This window comes from Leisingera coralii, assembly GCF_049056525.1.
GTDB classification, from domain to species: Bacteria; Pseudomonadota; Alphaproteobacteria; order Rhodobacterales; family Rhodobacteraceae; genus Leisingera; species Leisingera coralii.
This window is the reverse complement of sequence record NZ_JBHUPT010000059.1, coordinates 83625-104306: the sequence shown is the minus strand read 5'-3', so window position 1 is coordinate 104306 and position 20682 is coordinate 83625. Positions and strand designations below refer to the sequence as shown.

Here is a 20682-nt window from a genome sequence, read left to right as displayed (position 1 = left end):
CCGCTTCCACATCCGCGTTGCCCTCTTCACCGTTGGCCGCCAGCCCGTCGATCACCTCGATGATCAGGTCGGCGACCTGGCGGAACTCCGCTTCGCCGAAGCCGCGGGTGGTGCCGGCCGGGGTGCCCAGGCGCAGGCCGGAGGTCACGGTGGGTTTCTCAGGGTCGAACGGGATGCCGTTCTTGTTGGTGGTGATATGGGCGCGGCCCAGCGCCTTGTCGGCGATGTTGCCGGTCACGCCCTTGGGCCGCAGGTCGACCAGCATCACATGGGTGTCAGTGCCGCCGGTGACGATGTCCAGGCCGCCCTTGATCAGCTGGTCCGCCAGCGCCGCCGCGTTGGCGCGCACTTGCTTCTGATAGGCCTTGAACTCCGGCTTCAGCGCCTCGCCGAAGGCCGCCGCCTTGCCGGCGATCACATGCATCAGCGGGCCGCCCTGGATGCCGGGGAAGATCGCCGAGTTCACCTTCTTGGCGATCGCCTCGTCATTGGTCACGATCATGCCGCCGCGCGGGCCGCGCAGGGTCTTGTGGGTGGTGGTGGTGGCGACATGCGCATGCGGGAACGGCGAGGGGTGCTCGCCCGCGGCGATCAGGCCCGCGATGTGGGCCATGTCGACCATGAAATAGGCGCCGACGCTGTCGGCGATTTCCCGGAACTTGGCAAAGTCGATCTGGCGCGGGATGGCGGAGCCGCCGGCGATGATCAGCTTGGGCTGGTGCTCGGTTGCGAGCGCCTGGATCTGGTCGTAATCGATCAGGTTGTCGCTTTGGCGCACGCCGTAGTGCACCGCGTTGAACCACTTGCCCGACTGGTTCGGCGCGGCGCCGTGGGTCAGGTGGCCGCCGGAGGCGAGATCCATGCCGAGGATGGTGTCGCCGGGCTGCAGCAGCGCCTGGAACACGCCCTGGTTGGCCTGGCTGCCGGAGTTCGGCTGCACGTTGGCGAATTCGCAGCCGAACAGCTGCTTGGCGCGGTCGATGGCCAGGTTTTCGGCGACGTCGACATACTGGCAGCCGCCGTAATAGCGGCGCCCCGGGTAGCCTTCGGCGTATTTGTTGGTGAGGACAGAGCCTTGCGCTTCCATCACCGCGGCGGAGACGATGTTCTCCGAGGCGATCAGCTCGATCTCGTCGCGCTGGCGGCCCAGTTCCGCGGTGATCGAGGCATAAAGCTCAGGATCGCGCTCGGCGAGGGATTGGGTGAAAAAGCCGGGGTCACGGGTCGCTTCAGTCATGGTGGCTCCGTTGGAGTAGGGATCAGAATTGAGGGATTTCCTATCGGAAACATCTTTGCGCAGGAAGCCTGTAAAGCGACATTTCCCTGCGACAGAACGGCAACTATGGCCTTTGGCGGAAAGCTGTGATTGTTTCGGAACCAGTTGCCTAATACCGGAAACAGATTTGATGGGTTTGAGAATCGCATTTCTGGCCAGCGAGGTGGAGGTTGCCCAGGAAGCCCTTGCCGAACTGACCCGCCGCTATGGCCAGGTGCCCCCCGAAGAGGCTGATGTTATCGTGGCGCTCGGCGGGGACGGATTCATGCTGCGCACCCTGCACAGCATGGTCAATCACCCGGCGCCGGTTTACGGCATGAACCGCGGCACCGTTGGCTTTCTGATGAACGAATACCGCGAGGACGGGCTGATCGAGCGGCTCGGGGATGCGGTGAAGGAAATCATCAACCCGCTGTCGATGACCGCCATGGACCGCCGCGGCGAGGTGCACAAGGCGCTGGCGATCAATGAGGTGTCGCTGTTGCGGGCTGGCCCGCAGGCCGCGCGGCTCAGGGTGTCGGTGGATGGCCGGGTGCGGATGGAGGAACTGGTGTGCGACGGCGCGCTGGTGTCCACCCCTGCAGGCTCCACCGCCTACAACTACTCGGCGCATGGGCCGATCCTGCCGATCGGGGCCGATGTGCTGGCGCTCACTGCCATTGCCGCCTTCCGCCCGCGGCGCTGGCGCGGCGCGCTGCTGCCCAGCAACGCGATGGTGCGCTTTGACGTGCTGGAGGCGGACAAGCGCCCGGTAATGGCCGACGCGGACTCGATTTCGGTGGCCGATATCGACTGGGTCGAGATCCGCACCGATCCGGAGATCCGCCACAAGATCTTGTTCGATCCCGGCCATGGGCTGGAAGAAAGGCTTATTTCAGAGCAGTTTACTTAACTGTTTAACGGAGCGTTCACGAGTTTGTGAACTTCCTGGTAACGATTCTGTGCGATGATTTAACACAGGCAGATGTGGATGGCGTCTGCCGCAGGGCTGAAGCGCCGCAGCGCAGTACCGGTGTGTTTTGTTCGACCAGTAAATTTCGTTTTCTGCCGGTAACGCCCACGGAGCCTGCGCCCGTAGCCGGGTCCGCCGTATTTGGCGGGACGGGCGCTGTTAGTAGTGAGTTGTCTGGGTATGGAAGTTCCCCGGGGGCGGTTCACTCCGTTCCCCGGGACCTTATGGTTGTGTCTTGACTATTGACTATGCCCAGGCCGGACGGTCCGGACCTTGGACTCCTGCCTTCCTGTAATCCTGTTGCTGTTTGCACGACGCGCGCGTCATCGCCGGGCGGCGTTTGTTTGCTGGGGGCTAAGCGGCTTCTGGCCTGCCGTTGCCTTGCAGTGAGCAGGGCCAATTACAATCCGCAAGCAGCTTGTGAGCGCGGGCTGCCCCTGGTGTGCCGCCCCGTATTATGAAGACGCATAGCGGCGGCAAAGGCTGATATGCGGCGGGACCAGGACAGCGCTTGCATGCAAACCCCGGCCTGCTCCGGCCAAAGCGGAGCAAGCCCCGGAACCTGCCATGCGTAATCCGCAGTCGCCCAACGGTCCGTCCGGCGGGCGGCCGCCGGCGTCAGGCGGAGCCGGCCTGCATCTTCTCCCACAGCGGCAGGCACATGCGGCCGGCGCGCGCCTCGATCGCGGCGCAGGCATCCACCGCCAGATCTTCGCGCCAGCGGCGGGCGGCGATCTGCACATTGATGGGCTGCGGCCCCTTTGGCAGCTGCGCCAGCCGGGCCGGGACAGAGGCCGCGGGCAGGCCGAGGAAGTTCATCGCATAGGAATAGACCGCACAGCCCAGCACCTCATGCACGCCTTCAGCGCCTTCGGTGTCGCGGTCGGGCCGGAAGAAGGGCTGCGGCAGGAAGGGCGACAGCACCAGCGGGTATTCCTCCATGAACAGCGACCACTGGCGCGCGTAATGGGTGCGTTTGGCCATCATCTGCAGCAGTTCGTCGCCGGCATAGGGCGGAAACTCCTGGAAATAGACCGCAAAGATGTCCCGGACCGTCTGCGAGCCGGCGGCATCAACATCCTGTTTCATCAGCGCATAGATCTCACCCATCAGGGCGCGGTAGCCGGTCCGTCCGGCCTCAAACACATTCGGCGGCTCCACCTCTTCGACGGCATAGCCGGCATCCGCCAGCGCATCCCGGGCGAAGTCCAGCGCCGCCTCGACCTCCGGGTGCAGCTCATAGCCGTGGGTGTTTTTCGTGAAAGCGACCTTGATGGGGCCGTCCAGCGCCGCGCCGCGCCAGGGCATTGGCACATGAAAGGGGTCGCGCGGATCTGCGGCGATCAGGGCGGGCATCGACAGATGCAGATCTTCAGCAGTGCGGGTGATCAGCCCCTGCACAGACATCAGCTGCGCCAGCAGCCCGCGTTCCGCCGTCTGGCTGGGGTTCCAGGCGGGTACCCGGCCCAGGCCCGGCTTCACGGTGACCGCGCCATTGGCCGCGGCGGGAAAGCGCAAGCTGCCGCCGATGTCATTGCCATGCGCCAGCGCGCCGATCCCGGCCATCACCGCAGCCCCCGCGCCGCCGGAGGAGCCGCCCGGAGAGATATGCCGCCCCCAGGGGTTATGGGTGCGCCCGTGCAGCGGGTTGTCGGTGTCGGCGCGGAAAGAGAACTCCGGCGTGTTGGTGCGGCCGATCACCACTGCGCCCGCCTTGTACAGGTTCTCAACGACGGGTGCATCGGCCGGGGCAATCAGGTCTTTCAGCGCCGTCACCCCGTTGGAGGTGGCGTGGCCCTTCTGATCGATATTGATCTTGATGGTGACCGGCACCCCGTGCAGCGGGCCGGGCTCCGCACCGCCGCTGCGCGCCTTGTCCAGCGCGCGCGCCCGTTCCAGCGCCTCGGCGCTCAGGTCCTCGACCACCGCGTTCAGGCCCGGGTTCACCGCGTTCATCCGGCCGATCGAGGCTTGGGCTGCGGCCTCGGCGCTCAGATCCCCGGCGCGGGTCAGTGCGGTCAGTTCGGTGGCGCTCAGTTGCCATATGTCCGGTTTTGTCATGCTCAGGCCTCCCTGGCCGCAGCCTAGGCGGGCAGGGCGGAGTTGCAAGCAAAACCGGACGGAAAACAGGCTCCGCCTGCTGTGGCGGAGCCTTCAAAAACCCTCGCAGAGTTTTTGGCCGTTTCCCGTTCCGGGAAACGAGGGAGGTTACTTGGCGTAGCCGATGGTCTGCAGCGCCGCGGTGATCTCGTCCAGGATGGCCGGATCGTCGATGGTAGCGGGCATCTTCCAGGGCGTGCCGTCGGCGATGTTCACCATGGTGCCGCGCAGGATCTTGCCGGAGCGGGTCTTGGGCAGCCGGTCGACCACCACCGCCAGTTTGAAGGCGGCGACGGGGCCGATCTTCTCGCGCACCAGTTTCACAACCTCGGACACCACTTCGCCATGATCGCGGTCCGCGCCTGAGTTCAGGCACAGGAAGCCCACCGGCATCTGGCCCTTGAGGCTGTCGGAGACGCCGATCACCGCGCATTCGGCGACATCCGGGTGGCCCGCCAGCACTTCCTCCATGCCGCCGGTCGACAGCCGGTGGCCCGCCACGTTGATCACGTCATCGGTGCGCGCCATGATGTAGAGGTAACCGTCCTCGTCCTTCATGCCGGCGTCGCCGGTCTCGTAATAGCCGGGGAAGGTGGTGAGGTAGCTCTTCTTGAACCGGTCTTCCGCATTCCACAAAGTCGGCAGGGTGCCCGGCGGCAGCGGCAGTTTCACCGCAATCGCGCCCAGCTCGCCCGCCGCAACAGGGTTGCCGCCCTCGTCGAGGATATCCACCTCATAGCCCGGCATCGGCACCGCAGGCGAGCCGAGCTTGGTCGGCAGTTCCTCGATCCCCAGCGGGTTGGCGGCAATCGACCAGCCGGTCTCGGTCTGCCACCAGTGGTCGACCACCGGCACCTTCAGCTGCTCCTGCGCCCAGGTGATGGTGTCGGGGTCCGCACGCTCACCGGCCAGATAGACCTGCTTGAGGCAGCTGAGGTCGTATTTCTTGACGAACTCGCCCTTGGGGTCCTCCCGCTTCACCGCGCGGAAGGCGGTAGGAGCGGTGAAGAAGCTCTTGACCTTGTGCTCGGAAATCACCCGCCAGAAGGTGCCCGCATCCGGGGTGCCCACGGGTTTGCCCTCGAACACGATGGTGGTGTTGCCGTGAATGAGCGGCCCGTAGCAGATGTAGCTGTGGCCGACGACCCAGCCCACGTCCGACGCCGCCCAGAACACGTCGCCCGGCTCCACGTTGTAGATGTTCTTCATGGTCCAGTTCAGCGCCACCAGCTGGCCAGCGGTGTGGCGGATCACCCCCTTGGGCTGGCCGGTGGTGCCGGAGGTATAGAGGATGTAGGAGGGGTGGTTCCCCTCGACCGGCACACATTCGGCCGGTTCCACGCCGTACTGGAAGCCGTGCCAGTTCACGTCGCGGCCCGGGATCAGCTCCGCCACTTCCTGCTCGCGCTGGAAGATCACGCAGAAGTCGGGTTTGTGGCTGGCCAGGTCGATGGCGCCGTCCAGCAGCGGCTTGTAATGCACGATGCGGCCCGGCTCGATGCCGCAGGAGGCGGCGATGATCGCCTTGGGCTTGGCATCGTCGATCCGAACGGCGAGTTCGTTGGAGGCAAAGCCGCCGAACACCACCGAATGCACCGCGCCGATCCGGGCGCAGGCCAGCATCGCCTCCAGCGCCTCGGGGATCATCGGCATGTAGATGATGACGCGGTCGCCTTTCTCCACCCCCTTGGCGCGCAGCGCGCCGGCCAGGGTGGCCACGCGGTTGCGCAGCTCGACATAGGAGATTTCACGCTTGGTATGGGTGACCGGGCTGTCATAGATGATCGCGGTCTGTTCGCCGCGCCCCTCTTCGACATGGCGGTCGACGGCGTTGTAGCAGGTGTTCACCTTGGCATCGGCAAACCATTCATAAAGGCCGTCACCCTTGTCTGACAGGGCCTGCTTCGGGGCCTCGTCCCAGCTGATGCCCTTGGCGGCCTCCATCCAGAAACCTTCCGGATCCTGTTTCCAGGTGGCGTAAATGTCCTGATATCCCATGGTGTCTATCTCCTCCTGCCATCTGCGTAGGCGAGGAACCGGGGAGCGGGCAAGTTTTGCGGAAACCGCACGCAAGGTTCGTCAAGGAATTTACAGTTTAGCGGCGGATTCACCGGGCGGCTTTACAGGATTTACACGTGGTTTGCCATTTGCAGCCAATCCGCTTTGCAAACAGGTTTTTGACGCAGAGTTTTCAGGAAAGCCCCTGCGGAATTGCAAAATTGCAAACTCCGCCGCCGGACTGCCGCCAGGCCGGGCGAGAATCACTCCTCGCCGGACAATTTGGCGTAACGGGGCAGGCTGTCGTGCAGGTGCAGCCAGCTGACATGTTCGGAGTGGAACACGTGGAAGCGCGGCGGCATCGTGCCGGGGCTCTCCAGCGTGGCAGTGTACAGGTGCAGGTTCACGGTGTCCCTGGCGGTGCGGTAGGCCATCTGGGTGCCGCAGGTGCCGCAGAACAGCCGTTCGACGCCCTGGGACGAGTTGTAGACCTTCGGCTCGGCGCCGGACCAATTCACGGCCTCATGCGGCAGGGCGAAAAAAGCGGTGACGGGCGCCGCGCAAATGCGGCGGCAATCGGCGCAGTGGCAATAGCAGCTCCAGGCCGCCTCGGCCTGGCTCTCCCAATGCACGGCGCCGCAGTGGCAATGCCCTCTCATATGCTGGCCTCCCTGACCGGGCGGCCAGCGGTAATTCGCGGCCGCCGGTTTAACCGTAGTGCGCCACCGGGGTGCCGGCAATGGCGGCCATATTCAGAAGGCCCCGCGCGGTGATCGAGGGGGAGACGATATGGGCGCGGTTGCCCATGCCCATCAGGATTGGCCCCACTTCCAGACCGCCGGCCCGCATCTTCAGGATGTTGCGCACGCCCGAGGCCGCATCGGCATGGGCAAAGATCAGCACGTTTGCCGCCCCGTCCAGCCGCGAGTTGGGGAAGATCCGCGCGCGCAGCTCAGGGTCCAGCGCGGTGTCGATGTTCATCTCGCCCTCATAGGCGAAGTCGCGGCGCTTGTCGTCGAGGATCTCCAGCGCGTCCCGCAGGCGGCTGCCGGTGTCGCAGGAGATATTGCCGAACTGCGACTGCGAGCACAGCGCGATCTTCGGCTCGATCCCAAAGCGGCGGACATGGCGGGCGGCCCCCAGCACGGTCTCGGCAATCTGCGCTGGCGTCGGCTCGATCCGCACATGGGTGTCGGCGATGAACAGCGGGCCGTCTTCCAGGATCATCATCGACAGCGCCCCGTGCGGGGAGTAGCTGTTGCCGCCCAGCACCTGCTGCACATAGTTCAGATGCCAGCGGTATTCGCCAAAGGTGCCGCAGAGCAGGCTGTCCGCCTCGCCGCGGTGCACCATGATGGCGCCGATGGCGGTGGTATTGGTGCGCATGATCGCCTTGGCCAGGTCCGGCGTCACCCCCTGGCGCTGCATCAGCTTGTGATAGCTGTTCCAGTAATCGTAATAGCGCGGGTCGTTTTCCGGGTTCACCAGCTGGAAATCCCGGCCCGGGCGCACATCCAGGCCCAGCTTCTCGCAACGGCGTTCGATGACTTCCGGGCGGCCGATCAAAATCGGGGTTTCGGTGGTCTCCTCCAGGATCGCCTGGGCGGCACGCAGCACCCGCTCGTCCTCGCCCTCGGCAAAGACGATGCGGCGGGCGGCGGCGCGGGCGGCTTCGAACACCGGCCGCATCAGCAGCGCGGATTTGAAGACCGTCTGGTTCAGCTTTTGCTTATAGGCCTGGATATCCTCGATCGGGCGGGTCGCGACACCGCTCTCCATCGCAGCCTTGGCCACGGCAGAGGAGACCACGGCCACCAGCCGCGGATCAAACGGCTTGGGGATCAGGTAATCGGCGCCGAATGTCAGCTGCTCGCCCTTGTAGGCCGCGGCCGCTTCGGCGCTGGTGGTGGCGCGGGCCAGCTCGGCAATGCCGTCGACGCAGGCAATCTGCATCTCGTCGTTGATCTCGGTCGCCCCCACATCCAGCGCCCCGCGGAAGATGAAGGGGAAACACAGTACATTGTTGACCTGATTGGGAAAATCGCTGCGGCCGGTGGCGATGATCGCATTCGGCGCGACCTTGCGCGCCAGGTCGGGCATGATTTCCGGTGTCGGGTTGGCCAGCGCAAAGATGATCGGCCGCTCCGCCATCTTCTCCACCATCTCCGGCTTCAGCACATTGGGGCCGGACAGGCCGAGGAACAGATCGGCCCCATCCATAACCTCATCCAGCGTGCGCAGGTCCGAGGACTGGGCAAAGGCCGCCTTCTGCGGGTTCATGTCCTCCTCGCGGCCCTCGTAGACCAGCCCGTGAATGTCGCAGAGCCAGATGTTCTCGCGCTTCACGCCCAGCTTCACCAGCATGTTGAGGCAGGCAATCCCCGCCGCGCCGCCGCCGGTGGAGACTATTTTGATCTCCTCGAACGACTTGCCCGCCACGTGCAGCGCGTTCTTGGCCGCGGCGCCGACCACAATCGCGGTGCCGTGCTGGTCGTCGTGGAACACCGGAATGTTCATCCGCTCGCGGCAGATCTTTTCCACCACAAAGCAATCCGGCGCCTTGATGTCCTCCAGGTTGATGGCGCCAAAGGTCGGCTCCATCGAGCAGACGATCTCGGCCAGCTTCTCAGGATCGCTTTCGTTGATTTCCAGGTCGAAGCAGTCGATGCCTGCGAAATTCTTGAACAGGACAGCCTTGCCCTCCATCACCGGCTTGGAGGCCAGCGCGCCGATGTTGCCCAGCCCCAGAACCGCCGAGCCGTTTGACACAACCGCCACCAGGTTCCCGCGCGAGGTATAGCGGGCGGCGTTGGCCTCATCCGCCTTGATCTCGGTGCAGGCCTCCGCGACGCCGGGCGAATAGGCACGCGCCAGATCGCGCCCGTTGGCCATCGGCTTGGTCGCCCGGATCTCCAGCTTACCGGGGCGCGGAAACTCGTGATAGTTGAGCGCGGCTTGGCGCAGGTTCTGTGAATCGGACATCTGGCGCTCCTCGAAAATCGTATTGTTTAGTGTTAAACCATTTTTTCTGCCGGAAACCTAGCCCAAACTGACGCAATCGGACGCGGCGGCGGCAAAGCGGCGGCTTCTTGCATAAATCCTGCCCCGCGGCCACAGTTCCCGGCAAATGAAAAGGGAGTGAAAAATGAGCGATACAATCGCCGAAATCCGCCTGCCCACAGACGAGCTGCGAGAGGATATTCCGTTTTATACCAAGGTTTTGGGAATGAAGATGGATATGATCTATCCGGCGGATGATCCGCGCATCGCGGTGTTTTCCGGCCACGGGCTGCGTCTGCGCATCGAAAAAGGGGCAGAGGAAAGCCCCGGCACAATCCGTATTCTGACTGAAGATCCTGATGGATTTGCCGAAGGCCAGCGCCGCCTGACCGCGCCCAACGGCACCAGGATCGAGATCGGGGAACGCCACCCGCCGATGGTGATGCCGCAGACGGTGCACAGTTTTGTCGTCCGCCGCCTCAAAGACCAGGCGCCCTGGATCATCGGCCGCGCAGGCATGCATTACCGTGACCTGGTGCCGGACCGTTTGGGCGGCTCGATCATCGCCAGCCACATCCGCATCCCCGACGGCGGCCCGGTGCCGGACATGGTGCATTTCCACCGGGTCGGCTTCCAGCTGATCTTCTGCATCCACGGCTGGGTCGATGTGGTTTACGAGGATCAGGGTGAAAAGATGCGGCTGACCGCCGGCGACTGCTTCATCCAGCCGCCGGAGATCCGCCACCGGGTGCTGGAGGCCAGCGACAACGTGCAGGTGATCGAGATCGGCGTGCCAGCCGAGCACATCACCGAAATCGACCACGAGATGACCCTGCCAACCCCGCACTACCGCCCTGAACGGGAATGGCAGGGCCAGCGCTTTGTCTACAACAAGGCCGAGGGCGCCGCGTGGATGCCGTTCCGCCTGCCGGGCTACATCTGCCGCGACACCACCATTGCCGAGAACACCAAGGGTGTGGCGGGCGTGCAGGTGGTGCGCCGGGGCGAGGGCGAGCCGCAGTGGGCGGCGCATGACACCGACATCCACTTTACCTTTGTGATGAACGGCGAGGTCACGCTGGAAGGCGAGGGCCGCGAGCCCTACCGGCTGGAGCAGGGCGACGCCTTTGTCATCCCGCCCGGCATGAAGACCCGCCTCAGCGAGCCGTCGCAGGACGTGGAACTGCTGGAGGTGACCTTGCCCGGCGTGTTCAATACCATGCTGGGGCAGTGACGGAACCGCACCCGGGGGGCTTTCGCTTCCCGGGCTGTTTCCGCTATCCTGCGGCATCTTGACCAAATGATCAAAAAACGGGGAATCGCCATGAGCCTCAGAAATGCCGCCGCCGCCGTCCGCGAAAACGCCCACGCGCCTTATTCCAACTTCAAGGTCGGTGCTGCCGTGCGCTCCGCATCCGGCCAGATCTACGTTGGCTGCAATGTCGAAAACGTGGCCTATCCCGAAGGCACCTGCGCCGAGGCCGGCGCCATCGCCGCGATGGTGGCCGCGGGCGAGAAGGAACTGGCCGAAGTCTATGTGATCGCCGATTGCCCCTCGCCGATCACGCCCTGCGGCGGCTGCCGCCAGAAGATCAAGGAATTCGGCGGCGGCGGCGTGAAGGTGATCATGGCCACCACCGATGGCGCCGAGCAGGAAACCACCATTGGCGACCTGCTGCCGGGCGCTTTTGACACGGGCCATATGGAGCGCAGCTGATGGACGCCCGCGCCATCAATGCAAAGCTGCGGCGCGGTGAAACCCCCGGCGAAGCGGACCTGCGCTGGTTTGCCGAAGGGCTGGCCAGCGGCGCGGTTTCGGATGCGCAGGCCGGTGCCTTTGCCATGGCCGTCTGCCTGCAGGGCCTCAGCGTCGAGGGCCGCCGCGCCCTGACGCTGGCGATGCGCGACACTGGCGATGTGCTGCAGTGGGACCTGGACGGCCCGGTGCTGGACAAGCATTCCACCGGCGGGGTGGGCGATTGCGTCTCGCTGCTGCTGGCGCCGGCGCTGGCCGCCTGCGGCGCCTATGTGCCGATGATCTCCGGCCGCGGCCTGGGCCACACCGGCGGCACGCTGGACAAGCTGGAAGCCATCCCCGGCGTCTCCATCAACGTCAGCGAAGACCACCTGCGCCGCATGATGCTGGACGTTGGCTGCGCCATTGTCGGTGCCACCGCCCAGATCGCGCCGGCGGACAAGCGGCTCTATGCGATCCGGGACGTGACTGCGACGGTGGAGAGCCTCGACCTGATCACCGCCTCGATCCTGTCCAAGAAACTGGCCGCCAGCCCGGACGCGCTGGTGCTGGACGTCAAGATCGGCTCCGGCGCCTTCATGAAAACCGCCGATGAGGCGCGTGCGCTGGCGCAATCCCTCTGTGATACGGCCAATGCAGCCGGATGCCGGACCTCGGCGCTGATCACCGACATGAACCAGCCGCTGGCGCCGGCCCTGGGCAACGCACTGGAGGTGGCGGAGGTAATGCGGGTGCTGACCGGCGGTGCGTCCGGGCCGCTGGCAGAGATTTCGGCGGTGCTGGGCGGCGAACTGCTGGCCCACGCAGGTCTGGCAGCGGATGCCGCGCAGGGCGCGGCCAAGATTACCGCGACCCTCTCCGATGGAAGCGCGGCCGACCGCTTTGCCCGGATGATCACCGCCCTTGGCGGGCCCGCGGATTTTGCTGCCAGGTGGCAGGACCATCTGCCCGGCGCCGAAGCCGTGCGCGAGGTCAAGGCGCCCTCAGCGGGGCATGTCTCCGCCATGAACGGCGAAGCGCTCGGGCTGGCCGTTGTCAGCCTGGGCGGCGGCCGCATGGTGGAAAGCGACCGCATCCACCCTGGTGTCGGGATTTCGGACATCGTCCGCCTGGGCCAGCAGGTCGGGGCAGGGGACACCCTTGCCCGCATCCACGCGGCCAGCGATGATGCGGCAGAGATGGCGGAGGCAGCCTTTCTCGCCGCGGTCTCCATCGGGGAGGCGCCGGACGCCCTGCCGCCACTGGTTCACGAAAGGATCTCCTGATGCCCCGTGCCTTTCTTGTGGTCATGGACTCTGCCGGCATCGGCGGCGCGCCGGATGCCGGGACCTTCTTCAACGGCGATCTGCCGGACCTTGGCGCCAACACGCTGGCCCATATCGCCCAGGCCTGCGCTGCCGGGCAGGCGGAGGTCGGCCGCAGCGGCCCCTTGCAGGTGCCGAACATGGAACGCCTCGGCCTTGGCGCGGCGATGCGGCTGGCGTCCTCGGTGCCGTTCCCGGGGCTGGACGCGGAGCCGCAGGGCCGTTGGGGCTGCGCCAGCGAACTCAGCCGCGGCAAGGACACGCCCTCGGGCCATTGGGAGCTGGCAGGCCTGCCGGTGCCCTGGGACTGGCATTACTTCCCCGATCAGGCGCCGTCCTTTCCCGAGGATCTCTCCGCCTTCGTCGCGGAGCAGGCGGGCACCGATGGTATTCTGGGCAATTGCCACGCCTCCGGCACCGTGATCCTCGATGATCTCGGCGCCGAACACATGCGGACGGGCAAGCCGATCTGCTACACCTCCGCCGACAGCGTCTTCCAGATTGCCGCGCATGAGGAGACCTTCGGCCTCGAACGCCTGCTGAAGCTCTGCGAGGCCATTGCCCCGCGCCTGCACGCTATGAAAGTGGGCCGTGTCATTGCGCGCCCCTTCCTGGGCTCGGCAGAAGAGGGCTTCACCCGCACCACCAACCGCCGCGACTATGCCATCGCCCCGCCCGCGCCGGTGCTGACCAACTGGGTGCAGGAGGCGGGCGGTAAGGTTCATGCCATCGGCAAGATCGGCGACATCTTCTCCATGTCCGGCATCGATACCTTGAAGAAGGGCGCGGATGCCCAGCTGATGCAGCATCTGTTTGAGGCGGTGGAAACGGCAGGGGACGGCAGCCTGACATTCGCCAACTTCGTCGAGTTCGACAGTATGTACGGCCACACCCGCGATATCTCCGGCTATGCCCGGGCGCTGGAGTGGTTCGATGGTGAAATCGGCCGCCTGCTGCCCATGCTGCGCAAGGGCGACATGCTGCTGCTGACCGCCGATCACGGCAATGATCCCAGCTGGCCCGGCACTGACCACACCCGCGAACAGGTGCCGGTTCTGATTGCAGGGCTTGACGCGGGCCCCATCGGGCAGGTCAAATTCGCAGATGTGGGCGCCTCCGTCGCGGCCCATCTGAACGTCCCGGCTCAAGGTTCGGGCAAGAGTTTTCTTTGACCTTATGGTCAAAACCCGCTTGCCTGCCGCGGCCAAGCCCGTAAAAGCGCTGCAATCAAATCTGAGGAGTGCCCCATGACCGACCACCTGACCGTTGTTGATCACCCGCTTGTGCAGCACAAGCTGACCCTGATGCGGGACAAGGGCACGTCCACTGCGGGCTTCCGCCGCCTGCTGCGGGAAATCACCCAGCTGCTGGCCTATGAAATCACCCGCGAAATGCCGCTGACCACCACCAACATCGAAACCCCGATGGAGGAAATGGAGGCGCCGATCCTGGCCGGAAAGAAGCTGGCGCTGGTGTCGATCCTGCGCGCGGGCAACGGCATGCTCGACGGCGTGCTGGAGCTGATCCCCTCGGCCCGCGTCGGTTTTGTCGGCCTCTACCGCGACGAGGAGACCTTGGAGCCGGTGCAGTATTACTTCAAGGCGCCCGAGGGCCTGAAGGACCGGCTGGTGATCGCGGTGGACCCGATGCTGGCCACCGGAAACAGTTCGGCCGCTGCCGTCGATCTGCTGAAAAAGGCCGGCGCCAACAACATCCGCTTCCTGTGCCTGCTGGCGTCGCCCGAAGGGGTTGCCCGGATGAAAGAGGCGCACCCGGACGTGCCGATCGTCACCGCTTCGGTGGACCGCGAGATCAACGCCAAGGGGTATATCCTGCCGGGCTTGGGCGATGCCGGCGACCGGATGTTCGGCACCAAGTGACCCTTGCCCTGCCAAGGCGCTTCCGCGCGCCTTGGCAGCTCTCCGGGAGATCCCGGAACCGGTGTGAATTAGCTCCAATTGGCGCAAAAATTGCCGGGTTGCGGCCTTATTGTTGCCGCAGAATCTTTACTCACAGGCCGGAGTCGGGCATCCTGCAGCCATATTTTGTGGGGCGCAGGAATGAAAATAACTAGAATTATTGCACTCGCCATCATCACGGGGGCTACAGGCGCAGCAGGTATACAGGCACAAACCCTGCGCCCCTCAAGCCCGCCAGCCGAGTATCCGCCGGCCTCTTACAAGGGGCGGCAGTTTGTCGACAGCCGCGGCTGCGTCTACATCCGGGCAGGCATTGATGGCAACGTGACCTGGGTGCCGCGGGTAACCCGCTCGCGCAAGCAGGTTTGCGGCTACCAGCCGACCAGGATTGCCGGTACCACCCGGCAGCAGCCGCGCGCCGCGGCCCCGGAGCTGATCACGCTGGAGCCGAGCCAGCAGCCCGCGCAGGCAGCGGCAGACAAGCCGGCATCAGCGAAACCGGCACCTGCCGCTGCCAAGCCGGCGGCGGCCAGCCCGCCGCCCAAGGTGGTGACCACCGCCAAGCCGCGCCGCACGCCGCAGGCCGCCACCGCCCGGCCGGCCCCCGCGGCGGCACCGGCGCCCAAGCCCGCTGCCAAGAAGGTGGTGCGCACGGCCCCGGAATCCGCACCGGCGCCGGCCGCTGCCGCGCCAAAACCCGCAGACGGCAACCCCTGTGCAGGCATCTCGGAAACCAGCCGGAAGTACACGAACTCCACCGGGGTGCGCTGCGGCCCGCAGACGGCTCCGCCTGTTACCTATGTCGGCCCGCAATCCTCCCTGCGGCTGACGCCCAACACCCGGGTCGTGCAGGCGCACATCCATCAGGACCGCCGCCTCAGCAACAGTTTCACGGTGCCAAAGGGCTACCGGACCGTGTGGACCGACGGGCGCCTGAACCCGCAGCGGGCGGTGCGCACGGTGCGGCCTGCGGTGGTGACCGGCTTTGCCAAGACCCCTGCCGGCTATCTGATGGTGGAGCGCGCGGACAACCGCCTGAACCCGATGCGCGGCGTCCGCACGCCTGAGGGGGACGCGCAGATGGCGCAGATCTGGGGCGATGGCGTGCCGCGCCGGCTGGTGCAGCTGCCGCTGGACCGTCCCACGGTGAGGCTGCCGCGCGAGGCCCGCCGCAGCCCGGCTGAGGCCGGGGCATCCGAGCTGCGCATTTCCACCCGCTCGGCACCCGGCGCGGCCGCGCCCAAGCAAGCCGTTACGGCACAGCGCTATGTCCGGGCCGCCACCTATGCAGACGCGGATCAGGCCCGCGCCGCCGCCCGCAAGCTGGCAGGCTCCGGCCTGCCGGTGCGGCTTGGCACCGTCAGCCGCAAGGGCCAGCCTTACAAGGTGGTTCTGGCCGGACCGTACCGCGACAGCGGCCAGGCTGCGGCCGCCCTGGTCAAGGTGCAGCGCGCAGGTTTCAGCGGCGCCCGGCTCAGCAAGTAGCATCCTCGGAACAGGCAAGTGCTAAGGCCGGGTCTCTGCCCGGCTTTTTGCCGTTCCTTGTCTGACATGTGCCGGTGAAAGTCGGCAGCCAGGCGCTACTGCCGCCGGCAGGTAAAGATCACAGCGGCAAGGGGCATCCGCAGCGGCGGCGGCCCGAACCGGCCGCGCAAGGCGTCCAGGATGGCGCTGGCGACTTCATCGGGGTCAACGCCGCCCCGGCTGCGGATTTCGTCGATCATCGGATTGCCATAGACCAGCGCCTCGGCAAATCTTTCCGCATCACCGATGGGTTTCTCCAGCCTGACATTGTCATGGCTGACATCCGCCCAGTCCTCACCGTTCAGATCTGCGGTCACGGCCGCGGGATCGCCGTAGTGGAACGGAACCTTGTAGAACCCCGGCGGATCCTCCGGGAAAAACCGCGCGGCTTCGGCGTCGGCAATTTCCGCAAACGGGTTCTGCGCCATTGGCGCCCAGACGTTGAAGACATAGTGCCCGCCGGGTCTCAGCACCCGCGCGGCCTCCCGGAAGGCCGACGCCTTGTCCGGAAAGAACATCACCCCGAACTGGCAGGCAATCAGGTCAAAGCTGCCGTCGTCAAACGGAAGCTCCATCGCATCGGCGGCTTGAAAGGCGACATTGCCGGCACCGGACAGTTTCGCCTGCGCCAGCGCCAGCATCGGTTCGTTCAGGTCCGTGACAGTCAGCTTGCATTCCGGCGGCAGCCTGTTCCTCAGCCGCTGCGAGACAATCCCGGTTCCCGCGGCAAGCTCCAGGACGTTTTGCGGAGCGTGGCTGCGGCACCGGTCCGCCAGATCATTCGCATAGTCGTGAAAGATGACCGGTCCCAGGCCCCTGTCATAATGGCTTGGAATATCCCCCGTGAAACTGGATGCATTCTCCGTCATGGCGCAATCCCCCCTGAACGTGCATCTGCCCAGATACGGCCGATCATAGCAGATCCGGCGCCGTCAGGCGATTGGCAGGTCTTCCCGGGCAGGCCGGAGGGCGGAAACCTGGGTCAGCCGCAGATGTTTTGCAGCTGCACCCAGTCGCGGTCGTTCAGCACAGGCTCCAGCTCGCGCCCGGCCATCGGGTCGGCTTCGATCAGCCCCAGCACCGTCTCGCCGGTGATGTCCAGCGCATAGGCATAGGGCGAGGAGGGCAGGGCCGCACGGGCAAACTCCGCCAGCAGCACCTGGTCCGGCACTGCGGGCCGCGGGCTGGCCAGGGTGGCCTCGGAGTAGGCATCCAGCGTGGACCGGTCCAGGTCGCCGGTGGTCAGCAATTTGAACGTGGCCAGGACACCGCCTGCCTCCAGCAGCTCATACATGGGATCGCTGGCTTCAGCGCGGGCGCGTTCGGCCAGGATCGCCCCGGCCGCCACCGCCGGATCCTCGAAATCTTCCACGAAGGAGCGGTTCAGCAGCACGATGCCGCCGGGCAGATGCAGGCTGCCGGGAATGCCAGAGCGCAGAATGGCCAGCTGCCGCACCCCGGTGCGCTGCGCCAGGTTCTTCAGTATCGGCGCGGCTTCGGGGGTGGCGCAGGCCGGGCCGGAAACCCGCTCGATCCGCCCCAGCAGCGCCTGGCCGATGGCCTTGCGCTTGATCTCCGGAACCACGCTGACCGCATGGCGGGTGACCGCCCCCGGCAGCCACAGCACCAGCAGTGCCAGAACCAGCGCCAGTGTGCCCAGCACAGTAACCGCCCGCAGCCGCCCGGGATGCGCGCGGGAGCGGCCGATGGCGTTTTGCACCCGGGCAATCGCCTCCAGCATGGCGGTCTCGTCCTCGGCAATTTCCAGCGTCTCGCCGGGGTCGCCGTCGGGGTGGAACAGGGCCGGGAACAAGCCGGGATTGGCGCGCTCCACCGCGGCCAGCGACCAATGCGCCAGGGGGCGGTCGTTCATGCTGGCAATGGTCAGCGTCGCATCGCCCAGCGAGATGATCACATCCCGCCGCTGCGCCTCCGGATCTGCGCGCCACAAGCCCGCAGCCTCCAGCCGCTCGAATTCCTTCAATGCCGTCATGCAGCCAGCCCGGCCCCCGTGATTATCATTGCCGCCAGAATAATCACATAAAACAGGGGCGGCAATTTGCTTTGCCGCCCCGGATGCCGTTTCGCCGTGAAATCTTACAGAGACTTGGCGATTTTTCTCAGTTCGAACTTCTGGATCTTGCCGGTGGAGGTCTTGGGCAGCTCCTGGAACACCACTTTCTTGGGCGCCTTGAAGCCCGCCAGAGTCTCGCGTGTGAAGGCGATCAGCGCCGCCTCGTCGGTGCTGGAGCCGGGCTTCAGCTCGACAAAGGCGCAAGGCACCTCGCCCCACTTCTCATCCGGCATCGCCGCAACGGCGGCCAGCAGCACATCCGGGTGCGCCATCAGCACGCCCTCGACCTCGACGGATGAGATGTTTTCGCCGCCCGAGATGATGATGTCCTTGGCCCGGTCGGCGATCTGGATGTAGCCATCCGGGTGCTGCACCGCCAGGTCGCCGGAGTTGAAATAGCCGCCCTTGAAGGCCTCGGCGGTGGCCTCCGGGTTCTTCAGATAGCCCTTCATCACCACATTGCCGCGGAGCGCGATCTCGCCCTGGCTCTGGCCGTCCATCGGCAGCACATTGTGCTCGCTGTCGCGCACCACCACCGGCTCCAGCATCGGCATCGCGACGCCCTGGCGGGATTTCCTGGCGGCAATGCCCGCCTTGTCCAGCCCGTCCCATTCACCCGCCTTCCAGTAGCATTCGGTGACATGGCCGAAGGTCTCGGTCAGCCCGTAGACATGGGTGATGTTGAAGCCGAGGTTCTCGATCTTCGACAGCGTCGCCGGGGCAGGCGGGGCGCCTGCGGTGAAGACTTCCACCGTGTGCTCGAAGGTGCGGCGCTCTTCGTCCAGCGCGTTGACCAGCATGTTCAGCACGATCGGCGCGCCGCCGAAATGGGTGACGCCCTCGTAATGAATGGCGTTATAGATGTTCTGTGCCGAAATGTCGCGGCAGCAGACCACGGTGCCGCCGACCAGCGGCATCATCCAGGTGTGGTTCCAGCCGTTGCAGTGGAACAGCGGCACGATGGTCAGATAGACCGGGTGCAGCACCATCCGCCAGGACACCACCGTGCCCATGGTCATCAGGTAGGCGCCGCGGTGATGATAAACCACGCCCTTCGGCCGCCCGGTGGTGCCGGAGGTATAGTTCAGCGCCAGGCTTTCCCATTCATCCTCTGGCATGATCCAGTCGAACTCAGGATCGCCGCTGGCCAGCAATGCCTCGTATTCCGTGTGCCTGCCGGTGGCGTGCCAGCTGGCCTGGTCATCCGCCACTTCGATCAGCACCGGGGCGGGGCCTTCCATCTCTTCCACCGCGGCCTCGGCCAGCTCCAGGAATTGCGGGTCGACCAGCACCACCTTGGCCTCGCCGTGATCAAAGATGTAGGACACCGTGCCCACATCCAGCCGGGTGTTGATGGTGTTCAGCACCGCGCCGCAGGCCGGCACGCCGAAATGCGCCTCTGCCTGGGCCGGAATGTTCGGCAGCAAGGTAGCCACCACATCGCCGGGCTTCACCCCCAGCTTGGCCAGGCCCGAGGCGAGGCGGGTGCAGCGCTCGTGGTATTCGGCATAGGTCTTGCGGTGCTTGCCATAAACCACGGCCAGATGGTCCGGGAATACCTGCGCCGCCCGCTGCAGATGCGACAGCGGCGTCAGCGGCACATAATTCGCGGCGGTCTTTTCCAGACCGGTTTCATCCGCCATCCACCCCATCAGTTTCCTCCCCTGAATCACTTTGGTGTCGTTTAGAGAACAGATATTGCGGAAAGTTGCGGGCAATGGGAAGAGCATGAAACAATCAGCAACCCTTTCACCCGTCAGCGGCAGTCAGGCTGCCGCCGCGCAATCCATGCTGGCCGCGATGCTGATTATCGGCATTACGGACAACGCAGTGCCGCTGTTGGCCGAGACCATCGGGCTCGGCCAATTCTACCTGCTGCGCACTTTTGTCGCGCTGCCGTTCCTGTGGCTGATGGCGCGGTCCGGGCTTGGCGGGCTGGCACCGCGCAACTTCGGGGCGGTGCTGCTGCGGGCGGTTCTGGTGGCTGTCTCTATGGTGTTCTACTTCTCCGCCGTGGCGCTGATGCCGATTGCCCAGGCGCTTGCGGGGCTGTTCACCTCGCCGATCCTGATCGTGGTGATCTCCGTCCTGTTCCTCAGGATGCGGATCGGCTGGATCCGGGTTGCGGCGGTTCTCGGCGGTTTTGCCGGTGTGCTGATGGTGCTGCAGCCGGACCCTGCGGCCTTTAACTGGCTGATCCTGGTACCGGTGGCGGGCGGGCTGTTCTATGCGCTCGGCTCGCTGGCGACCGGCCTTTACTGCCAGGGCGAAAGCACGGTTTCGATGCTGTTCATCTACCTGCTGGTGCAGGGGGCCTTGGGGGCCATGCTGCTGGCCGGGCTGGAGATCTGGCCGCAGGACGTGCCTACGGGCGCCGACGGCTTTGTCACCCGCGGCTGGGTCTGGCCGCTGTGGGAGATCTCGCACCTGATCCTGCTGCAGGGCTGCGCGGCGGTGGGCGGGGTGTTCCTGATCACCAAGGCCTACCAGCTGGGCGAGGCATCTTATGTCGCCGTCTTCGAATACTCGGTGATGATCGTCGGGCCGGGGGTTGCTTGGGCCTATTGGGGACAGGCGCTGAACGGGTGGCAGATGCTGGGGATCGCTCTGATCATTGCAGCCGGCGCCACCATCGCGCTGCGCTCACGGTAGACGGGCAGGGGCGCTGCCCCTCTTGGCCCTTTGGGGCCAATTCACCCCGGAGTATTTGCGCAAAGGTGAAAGGAGCTGAGGCGCGCACTGCAGCGGGCGTAACTCCGGCATTTCCATGTGCGGATCA

At 65.5% G+C, this 20682-nt stretch carries 16 protein-coding genes; 8 read left to right on the top strand and 8 right to left on the bottom strand.

All coding sequences use genetic code 11. From position 1 onward, the window contains the following. Positions 1-1237: serine hydroxymethyltransferase (glyA, locus tag ACFMBG_RS18010; RefSeq protein WP_421056082.1), on the bottom strand; the 1237-nt coding region annotated here is incomplete at its 3' end. A gap of 169 nt (positions 1238-1406) precedes the next feature. Between glyA and ACFMBG_RS18005 the strand changes: the two genes are divergently transcribed. Further along, positions 1407-2168, top strand: a complete 762-nt coding sequence (locus tag ACFMBG_RS18005) for an NAD kinase (protein WP_421056081.1) — start codon at positions 1407-1409, stop codon at positions 2166-2168. 678 nt (positions 2169-2846) lie between these two features. Here ACFMBG_RS18005 and ACFMBG_RS18000 read toward each other — a convergent pair. From ACFMBG_RS18000 to ACFMBG_RS17985, 4 genes are all read right to left on the bottom strand, one after another. Continuing rightward, on the bottom strand, positions 2847-4289 hold the full coding sequence (locus ACFMBG_RS18000; RefSeq protein WP_421056080.1) for an amidase family protein: 1443 nt from the start codon (positions 4287-4289) through the stop codon (positions 2847-2849). A gap of 147 nt (positions 4290-4436) precedes the next feature. Next, a complete protein-coding gene (gene prpE / locus ACFMBG_RS17995) occupies positions 4437-6326 on the bottom strand; it encodes a propionate-CoA ligase PrpE (protein WP_421056079.1) in 1890 nt (629 codons plus the stop codon). A gap of 263 nt (positions 6327-6589) precedes the next feature. Further along, complete coding sequence (locus tag ACFMBG_RS17990) at positions 6590-6985, bottom strand: GFA family protein (protein WP_421056078.1); 396 nt, start codon at positions 6983-6985, stop codon at positions 6590-6592. A 49-nt stretch (positions 6986-7034) separates the two neighbouring features. Further along, positions 7035-9308, bottom strand: coding sequence for an NADP-dependent malic enzyme (locus ACFMBG_RS17985; protein ID WP_421056077.1), 2274 nt, complete (start codon positions 9306-9308; stop codon positions 7035-7037). A gap of 163 nt (positions 9309-9471) precedes the next feature. Between ACFMBG_RS17985 and ACFMBG_RS17980 the strand changes: the two genes are divergently transcribed. The 6 genes from ACFMBG_RS17980 (at position 9472) to ACFMBG_RS17955 (ending at position 15790) form a co-directional block, all read left to right on the top strand. Further along, positions 9472-10560 carry a cupin domain-containing protein gene (locus ACFMBG_RS17980; protein WP_421056076.1) on the top strand — a complete coding sequence of 363 codons (1089 nt, stop codon included), beginning with the start codon at positions 9472-9474 and terminating at the stop codon, positions 10558-10560. A 66-nt stretch (positions 10561-10626) separates the two neighbouring features. Then, positions 10627-11043, top strand: a complete 417-nt coding sequence (locus tag ACFMBG_RS17975) for a cytidine deaminase (RefSeq protein WP_421056075.1) — start codon at positions 10627-10629, stop codon at positions 11041-11043. Further along, positions 11043-12347, top strand: a complete 1305-nt coding sequence (locus ACFMBG_RS17970; RefSeq protein ID WP_421056074.1) for a thymidine phosphorylase — start codon at positions 11043-11045, stop codon at positions 12345-12347. The genes ACFMBG_RS17975 and ACFMBG_RS17970 overlap by 1 nt, the downstream gene beginning before the upstream one ends. Then, positions 12347-13558: a phosphopentomutase gene (locus ACFMBG_RS17965; protein ID WP_421056073.1), complete on the top strand. Its 1212-nt coding sequence runs from the start codon at positions 12347-12349 to the stop codon at positions 13556-13558. Before ACFMBG_RS17970 ends, ACFMBG_RS17965 begins: the two co-directional genes overlap by 1 nt. A 75-nt stretch (positions 13559-13633) precedes the next feature. Then, positions 13634-14266 carry a uracil phosphoribosyltransferase gene (gene upp / locus ACFMBG_RS17960; RefSeq protein WP_421056072.1) on the top strand — a complete coding sequence of 211 codons (633 nt, stop codon included), beginning with the start codon at positions 13634-13636 and terminating at the stop codon, positions 14264-14266. 180 nt (positions 14267-14446) lie between these two features. After that, the gene (locus tag ACFMBG_RS17955) at positions 14447-15790 is read left to right on the top strand and encodes an SPOR domain-containing protein (protein ID WP_421056071.1); all 1344 of its coding nucleotides are present in this window, start codon (positions 14447-14449) and stop codon (positions 15788-15790) included. Between the two features lie 95 nt (positions 15791-15885). On the opposite strand, the gene ACFMBG_RS17950 is transcribed toward ACFMBG_RS17955, so the two are convergent. The 3 genes from ACFMBG_RS17950 to ACFMBG_RS17940 form a co-directional block, all read right to left on the bottom strand. Continuing rightward, on the bottom strand, positions 15886-16698 hold the full coding sequence (locus tag ACFMBG_RS17950; protein WP_421056070.1) for a class I SAM-dependent methyltransferase: 813 nt from the start codon (positions 16696-16698) through the stop codon (positions 15886-15888). A 113-nt stretch (positions 16699-16811) separates the two neighbouring features. Next, positions 16812-17822, bottom strand: a complete 1011-nt coding sequence (locus ACFMBG_RS17945; RefSeq protein ID WP_421056069.1) for a hypothetical protein — start codon at positions 17820-17822, stop codon at positions 16812-16814. A gap of 104 nt (positions 17823-17926) precedes the next feature. Next, positions 17927-19555: an AMP-binding protein gene (locus tag ACFMBG_RS17940; protein WP_421056068.1), complete on the bottom strand. Its 1629-nt coding sequence runs from the start codon at positions 19553-19555 to the stop codon at positions 17927-17929. A 76-nt stretch (positions 19556-19631) separates the two neighbouring features. Here ACFMBG_RS17940 and ACFMBG_RS17935 point away from each other — a divergent pair, with 76 nt between their 5' ends. Further along, the gene (locus ACFMBG_RS17935; protein ID WP_421056067.1) at positions 19632-20555 is read left to right on the top strand and encodes a DMT family transporter; all 924 of its coding nucleotides are present in this window, start codon (positions 19632-19634) and stop codon (positions 20553-20555) included. Positions 20556-20682: the final 127 nt, after the last annotated feature.